This window comes from Luteitalea sp. (assembly GCF_044337415.1).
Taxonomy (GTDB): domain Bacteria; phylum Acidobacteriota; class Vicinamibacteria; order Vicinamibacterales; family Vicinamibacteraceae; genus Luteitalea.
In genome coordinates this window covers 1-7,830 of sequence record NZ_JBIINP010000181.1, presented here as the reverse complement: position 1 = coordinate 7,830, position 7,830 = coordinate 1, and the positions used below count along the sequence as shown (strand labels likewise).

Sequence of the window (7,830 nt, the reverse complement as noted above, 5' to 3'; positions counted from 1 at the left end):
GCGACGATGCCGGCCAGGGCGATGGCGAGGAGCATGGGCGCGGCCGATCCTATCGCATCGGCCGCGCAATGCCGCGATGCTGCGATGCCGGAATGACGAACGGGCCCGCCCCTGTCTCCAGGAGCGGGCCCGCTTCTACCTTCCACCTTCTACCTTGCCGCCTTGTGCCCTGTGCCTTGTGCCTTTCGGCATTCCCAGCATTCCCGGCATCGCAGCATTGCATGGCTCCTAGTAGCGATAGTGCTCCGGCTTGTACGGCCCCTCGACCGGCACGCCGATGTAGTCGGCCTGGTCCTTGGCAAGCACCGTCAGCTTCACGCCGAGCTTGTCGAGGTGCAGGCGCGCCACCTTCTCGTCGAGGCGCTTGGGCAGCACGTAGACCTTCTTCTCGTACGCCGCGCGGTTCGTGTACAGCTCGACCTGCGCCATCACCTGGTTGGTGAACGAGGCCGACATCACGAAGCTCGGGTGGCCCGTCGCGCAGCCGAGGTTCAGCAGGCGCCCCTCGGCGAGGATCATCACGCTGTGGCCGTCGGCGAAGCGCCACTCGTCGTACTGCGCCTTGATGTTGATCCGCTCGATGCCCGGCACCTTCTTCAGGCCGGCCATGTCGATCTCGTTGTCGAAGTGGCCGATGTTGCCGACGATGGCCTTGTCCTTCATCTTCGCCATGTGCTCGGCGGTGATGATGTTCTTGTTGCCCGTCGCCGTGATGAAGATGTCGGCCGTCGAGAGCACCTCGTCGAGCGTGGTGACCTGGTAGCCTTCCATCGCCGCCTGCAGCGCGCAGATGGGGTCGATCTCGGTGATGATGACGCGCGCGCCCTGGCCGCGCAGCGACTGCGCGCAGCCCTTGCCCACGTCGCCGTAGCCGAACACCACCGCGACCTTGCCCGACAGCATCACGTCGCTGGCGCGCATGATGCCGTCGGTCAGCGAGTGGCGGCAGCCGTACAGGTTGTCGAACTTGCTCTTGGTGACCGCGTCGTTGACGTTGATCGCCGGGAAGAGCAGCGTGCCGGCGTTCATCATCTCGTACAGGCGGTGCACGCCCGTCGTCGTCTCCTCGCTCACGCCCTTGACGCCGCGCGCGATGTTCTGCCACTGCGCCGGCGCCTTGCCGAGTTCCTCACGGAGCGTGCGCAGGATGATGCCCCACTCCTCCGGCTCGGTCTCGGCGTTGAAGGCCGGGACCTTGTCGGCCGTGCCGTACTCGAGTGCCTTGTGCACGAACAGCGTCGCGTCGCCGCCGTCGTCCACGATCTGCTCGGGACCGGAGCCGTCGGGCCACACCAGGGCCTCCTTCGTGCACCACCAGTACTCGTCGAGCGTCTCGCCCTTCCACGCGAAGACCGGGATGCCCTTCGGGTTCTGCACCGTGCCGCCCGTCTCGGGGCGGCCGACCACCACCGCCGCGGCGGCGTGATCCTGCGTCGAGAAGATGTTGCACGACACCCAGCGCACGTCGGCGCCGAGGATGTCCAGCGTCTCGATGAGCACGGCGGTCTGCACGGTCATGTGCAGGCTGCCCATGATCTTCACGCCCGCGAGCGGCTTCTTGCCGGCGTACTCCTCGCGGATCGCCATCAGGCCGGGCATCTCCTGCTCGGCGAGGCGGATCTCCTTGCGGCCGAAGTCGGCCTCGGCGAGGTTCTTGACCTTGAAGGCCGGGCGTCCGGCCTGCTCGGCCTGGGCAAACGCGTGCAACGTCTCTGTTGCGACTGCAGGGGTCATTCGTTCTGCTCCTTGTTGCGCGGCGATGCGCCGCGCGTCCACGACGGTCGGGTCCGTTGTTGCCAACGCGGCCGTTCCCGTTCCACTCCGGGGCCGGACTCGAGGGCCCGCCCTACTTTCCAGACAATGAAGACGTGCCCGCGGTGGCTCGGGCGACGAACAGGGCCGGGCCACGCACGCCCGACACCGGAGACAGCGGCACCACCCGTGTCCCGTCGAACCCGGCCCCCGACAGGAGCCGGCCCAGCTGCGGCTCGGAGAACCCGAGCCAGACGTGGCCCATCTGGCCACGATACTCCTCGCGGTCGTGCGGCTGCATGTCGATCACGAGCACCCGCCCGCCGGGCACGAGCACCCGACGCGCCTCCCGCAGTGCGGCCGCGGGGTCGCCCAGGTGGTGCAACACGAGCACCAGCAGCGCCACATCCACCGAGGCATCGGCAATCGGCAGGGCTTCGAGGGCCCCTTCACGGACATCGACGTTCGGCGTCGCCTGCAGCCGCTCGCGCGCCGCCGTCAGCATCTCTGCAGAAGCATCGACCGCAATCACCTCGCGCACGAATGGCGCCAGGGCCGCCGCCGTGCGGCCCGTGCCGCAGCCGAGGTCGGCAATGGTCCAGGCCGGGTCCAGGGCGGCCAGCAGGCCGTCGAGATGGAAGGTGCTGCCGTAGAGGTCGTCGCGCAGGGCATCCCACTCACCCGCCGCGCGCGAGAAGAAGGCCGCCGATTCGGCACGGCGATCGGCAAGCACACGCGCGAGGCGGATCCGGTCCTGCGCCACGGCAGGCATGGGCGACAGGTGCGCCTTCACGACGCGCCACAGCTCGGCGGACGCCGCATCGAGGTCCTCAGGCACCAGGGAGTACAGCCGACTGGTGCCTTCCCGCCGCACCTGGGCCCAGCCACCGTCGGTCAGGGTCTTGAGGTGGCGGCTGATCGTGGACTGCGGCAACTGGAGGATGTCGCAGAGCTCGCCCACCGACAGCGTCTGGCCCTCGAGCACGAGGAGCAGGCGGGAGCGCAGCAGGTCGCCGAGGACGTTCAGGTGCGCGAGGACGGGGAGGGCGAGATGATTCATCACTCTATCCGGATTGACAGTAGCAGCATGCGCTTCAGCCGTCAAGCCGGATAAACGGAGACGGGCCCGGAAAGAGCCCGGGCCCGCTGCAATTTCAAATTTGAACGTCGAAATTCCCGGGGCCGGCGGCTCAGCCGCCTGGCCCACGGGACTGCGCGGGCACGGCCGTGAGTTCTCGCGCGAGCGAAGGCCGTGAGGCCGGGCCGCCCAGAATTTCAAATCTTCAATGTCAAATTGCCACCATCAGCACGCCCCCACGCCAACGGCGGCGTAGGCGAGGTTCGGGGCCAACCACTTCTCCGCTTCCTCGCGGGTCATGCCCTTCCGCTTCGCGTAGTCCTCCACCTGATCCTCACCGAGGCGGCCGATCATGAAGTACGCCGCCTGCGGATGGGCGAAATACAGGCCCGACACGCTGGCCGCCGGCCACATCGCGCAGCTCTCGGTCAGTGAGACGCCGATGGCCTCGGCATCGAGCAGGCGGAACAGCGTCCGCTTCTCGGTGTGATCCGGACACGCCGGGTAGCCGAACGCCGGACGAATGCCACGGTACCGTTCGGCGACGATGTCCTCGGCAGAGAGCTGTTCGTCGATGCCGTAGCCCCAGTCGCGGCGGGCCTGCTGGTGCAGGTACTCCGCGCCCGCCTCGGCAAGCCGATCGGCCAGCAGCTTGACCATGATCGCGTTGTAGTCGTCGTTGGCCGCCTCGTGCTGCTTCGCGAGCGCCTCGGCGCCATGGACGGTCACGGCGAAGGCCCCGACGAAATCGTCGCCCGTCCCCGCCGGCGCGATGAAGTCGGCCAGCGACCGGTTCGGCTTCGCGTCGGGCTTGGGTTCCTGCTGGCGCAACATCGGGAACCGCGCCACCTCGCGCCCCCGCTCGTTGGCGCCGTACACCACCACGTCGTCGCCGTCGGCGTTGGCCGGCCAGAAGCCGTAGACGGCGCGGCATTGCAACGACGCATCGGCCTCGAGCCGATCCAGCATCGCGATGGCGTTCTCGTACAGCGACTTCGCCTCGGCGCCGTACTGGGGGTGCTCGAAGATGGTCGGCACCTTGCCCTTGAGCTCCCAGGCGTTGAAGAAGAACGTCCAGTCGATGAACGGCCGCAGCGTGCCGATCGGCAGCGCCACCTCGCGACGGCCGGTGAAGGCGGGCGTCGGCAGCGCTTCGGCGGCCCAGTCGATCTTCGACCGGTTCTCGCGGGCCTGGCGCAACGAGAGGATCGGCTTCTCCTGCCGCTTCTGGTGCATCTCGCGCATGCGGGCCTGCTCGGCGCGCACCGAGGTCGTGTACGCGCCGGCCTGCGTCGACGACAGCACGCTCGACACCACACCCACGGCCCGCGAGGCGTCGAGCACATGCACCGCCACCCCGGAGTACTCCGGCGCGATCTTCACGGCCGTGTGCTGCGGGCTGGTGGTCGCCCCGCCGATCAGGAGCGGCAGGCGCATGCCGCGCCGCTCCATCTCGCGCGCCACGCCCACCATCTCGTCGAGCGACGGCGTGATCAGCCCGCTCAGGCCCACCACGTCGACCTGATGCTCGATGGCCGCGTCGAGGATCTTCGCCGTGGGCACCATCACCCCGAGGTCGACGACCTCGTAGTTGTTGCAGGCGAGCACCACCGACACGATGTTCTTGCCGATGTCGTGCACGTCGCCCTTGACGGTCGCGATCAGCATCTTGCCCTGCGTGCGCGCCCCGCCGGCGGCCTTCTCGGCCTCCATGTAGGGCAGCAGCACCGCCACCGCGCGCTTCATCGCCCGCGCGCTCTTGACCACCTGCGGCAGGAACATCTTGCCCGCGCCGAACAGGTCGCCGACGGTCTTCATGCCGTCCATCAGCGGCCCCTCGATCACCTCGAGCGGCCGCGCGTACTGCTGGCGCGCCTCCTCGACGTCGGCCTCGATGAAGTCGACCACGCCGTGCACGAGCGCGTAGGACAGCCGCTCCTGCACCGTGGCCTCACGCCAGCGCAGGTCGGCTTCGCGCTTCATGCCCGAGCCCTTGACCCGCTCGGCATGCGCCACGAGCCGCTCGGTGGCCTCGGGCCGCCGGTTGAAGAGCACGTCCTCGACCAACTCGAGCAGGTCGGGCTTGATGTCCTCGTACACCGCAAGCTGCCCGGCGTTGACGATGCCCATCGTCAGCCCGGCCTTGATGGCGTGGTACAGGAAGGCCGAGTGGATGGCCTCCCGCACCGCATCGTTGCCGCGGAAGCTGAACGACAGGTTGCTGATGCCGCCGCTGACCAGCGCGCCCGGGCAGGTGGCGCGGATCTGCCGCGTCGCCTCGATGAAGTTGATGGCGTAGGCGTTGTGTTCCTCGAGCCCGGTGGCGATCGCCAGCACGTTGGGGTCGAAGATGATGTCCTCGGGCGGGAACTGCACCTGCTCGGTGAGCAGCCGGTACGCCCGTTGGCAGATCTCCACCTTGCGCTCGATCGTGTCGGCCTGGCCGGTCTCGTCGAACGCCATCACGATCACGCCGGCGCCATATGCGCGGACCAGCCGGGCCTTGGCCAGGAAGTCGGCCTCGCCCTCCTTGAGGCTGATCGAGTTGACGATGGCCTTGCCCTGCACGCACTTGAGGCCGGCCTCGAGCACCGACCACTTCGAGCTGTCGATCATGAACGGGACGCGCGCCACCTCCGGCTCGGTGGCGAGCAGGTTGAGGAACGTCGTCATGCTCGCCTCGGAGTCGAGCATGCCCTCGTCCATGTTCACGTCGAGCACGTTGGCGCCGCTGCGCACCTGCTCGGTGGCCACGTCCACCGCCGCGGTGAAGTCCCCGGCCTTGATCAGCCGCGCGAACTTCGCCGAGCCCGTGACGTTGGTCCGCTCGCCGACCATCTGGAAGATGCTGTCGGGCCGGATCTCGAGCGGCTCGAGGCCGGAGAACCGGCTGTAGCTCGGGATATCGGCAGGCACGACGCGCGGCGCGACGCCCTCGCAGGCCCTGACCATCGCGGCGATGTGATCGGGCGTGGTGCCGCAGCACCCGCCGATGATGTTGAGCAGGCCCTCGCGCGCGTAGCCACCGAGCACGCCTGCCATCTGCTCCGGCGTCTCGTCATACCCACCGAACGCATTGGGCAGGCCCGCGTTCGGGTAGCACGAGACGAAGCAGTCGGCGATCGTCGACAGGTCCTTCAGGTACGGGCGCATGTCGTCGGCGCCGAGGGCGCAGTTCAGGCCGACGCTGAACGGACGGATGTGCGCAATCGAGATCCAGAACGCCTCGACCGTCTGGCCCGACAGCGTGCGGCCGCTGCGATCGGTGACGGTCACCGAGATCATCACCGGGATCTCGACCTGGCGACGATCGAACACGCGACGGATGGCCATGGCCGCCGCCTTGGCGTTCAGCGTGTCGAAGATGGTCTCCACCAGCAGCACGTCGACGCCGCCCTCGAGCAGGCCGTCGATCTGCGTCTCGTACGCCGCCACCACCTCGTCGAACGTGACGGCGCGGAAGGCCGGGTCGTTGACGTCGGGCGACAGCGACAGCGTGCGATTGAGCGGCCCGACCGCGCCGGCGACGTAGCGGGGGCGGTCGGGGGTGAGCGCCGTGTAGCGATCCACCGCCGCCCGCGCCAGGCGCACCGCGGCGACGTTCAGTTCGTGCGCCAGGTCGGCCAGGCCGTACTCGGCCTGCACGATCGCCGTCGCGTTGAACGTGTTGGTCTCGACGATGTCGGCGCCGGCCTCGAGGTACTGCTCGTGGATGCCCTGGATGACATCGGGCCGGGTCAGGACCAGGAGGTCGTTGTTGCCGCGCAGGTCGTGCGCATGATCCCGGAAGCGCTCACCGCGGTAGTCGGCCTCGGTGAGCTGGTGGCGCTGGACCATCGTGCCCATCGCCCCATCGATGAACAGCAGTCGGCGTCGACAGGCTTCCTTCAGTTTCAGCGCAGTCGCATTGCTCATCTCACACTCCCCCGCGCGTCCTCACGACGCTCCCGCGCCCCGCACGCGCCGACCCGCCGGCCTTGCGGCCGCTCGCGACGAGCACGGTGAACGGATCCCCCTTCAGGCGCGCGCCGACCTCGACGCGCACGTCATCGAGGCCGGCCCTGAACAGCCAGTCCTCGAGCGATTCGTCACGAAACCCCAGCCAGCGATCGCCCAGCCGCTCACGCACCCAGTCCTGGCCATGGGCCCGCAGATCGAGGACCAGCACGGTCCCGCCGGGCTTGAGCGCCCGCACCGCCTCACACAGCGCCGCGTCGGGCTTGGGCACGTGATGCAGCGCCTGCGACAGCAGCACCACGTCCACCGAGGCGTCCTCGAGCGGCAGCGCCTCGATCCGCCCTTCCTTCCACGTGATGTTGGCGAGGCCCCGCTTGCGCGCCAGCAGGCGCGCGCGCTTGAGCACGTCGCGCGAGCTGTCGATGGCGATCACCTGCTCGGCCCAGCGGGCCGCCTCCATCGAGAGGTACCCCTCACCGCAGCCCGCGTCGGCGACGATGAGCGGGGGCAGCAGGTGTCCGAGCGCGCGACTCCAGGCCGCCCAGCTCCGGCCGGGCACGAGTTGCCCGGCACTGCTGCCGTGCGCCGTGAAGTCCTCCTTGCGCAGCCGCAGCACCTCGAGCAGGCGCGCGTCGTCGGCCTTCAGTTCGTCGTCATCGTCGGCGGTGGGCAACGACGCCTCGAGCGCCTCCCACATCGGGCGGGCCACACCGGCGCCGTCAGGGCGAAGGGAGTAGTAGGCAAAGCCCCCCTCCCGACGCTCCTCCACGAGCCCGCTCTTGCGGAGCAGCCCGAGGTGGCGAGACACGCCCGACTGCGCGATGCCGAGGATGGCCGTCAGCTCCTTCACGTTGAGCTGTTCCTTGCCCAACAGGCGAATGAGCCGCAGGCGCACGTCGTCGCCCAGCAATCGACAGAAGGCGGACAGGTCCTTCACATCTACAAATCTACATCCATTGATACAGGGGCGCAACCGTCAAGCACGGGAACGGGTACCGGGTGCCGGGTACGGGGTACCGGGTACGGGGTACCGGGTACGGGGT

The 7,830-nt window shown here is 68.7% G+C and carries 4 protein-coding genes; all 4 read right to left on the bottom strand.

All coding sequences use genetic code 11. The features are described 5' to 3' along the window. Positions 1 to 228: 228 nt before the first annotated feature. The gene (gene ahcY / locus ACIRDX_RS18290; protein WP_396626875.1) at positions 229 to 1,734 is read right to left on the bottom strand and encodes an adenosylhomocysteinase; all 1,506 of its coding nucleotides are present in this window, start codon (positions 1,732 to 1,734) and stop codon (positions 229 to 231) included. A gap of 112 nt (positions 1,735 to 1,846) precedes the next feature. Then, positions 1,847 to 2,812, bottom strand: a complete 966-nt coding sequence (locus ACIRDX_RS18285; protein WP_396626874.1) for an ArsR/SmtB family transcription factor — start codon at positions 2,810 to 2,812, stop codon at positions 1,847 to 1,849. 243 nt (positions 2,813 to 3,055) lie between these two features. After that, complete coding sequence (gene metH / locus ACIRDX_RS18280; RefSeq protein ID WP_396626873.1) at positions 3,056 to 6,745, bottom strand: methionine synthase; 3,690 nt, start codon at positions 6,743 to 6,745, stop codon at positions 3,056 to 3,058. Between the two features lies 1 nt (position 6,746). Beyond that, a complete protein-coding gene (locus tag ACIRDX_RS18275) occupies positions 6,747 to 7,724 on the bottom strand; it encodes an ArsR/SmtB family transcription factor (RefSeq protein WP_396626872.1) in 978 nt (325 codons plus the stop codon). Between the last annotated feature and the right edge of the window lie 106 nt (positions 7,725 to 7,830).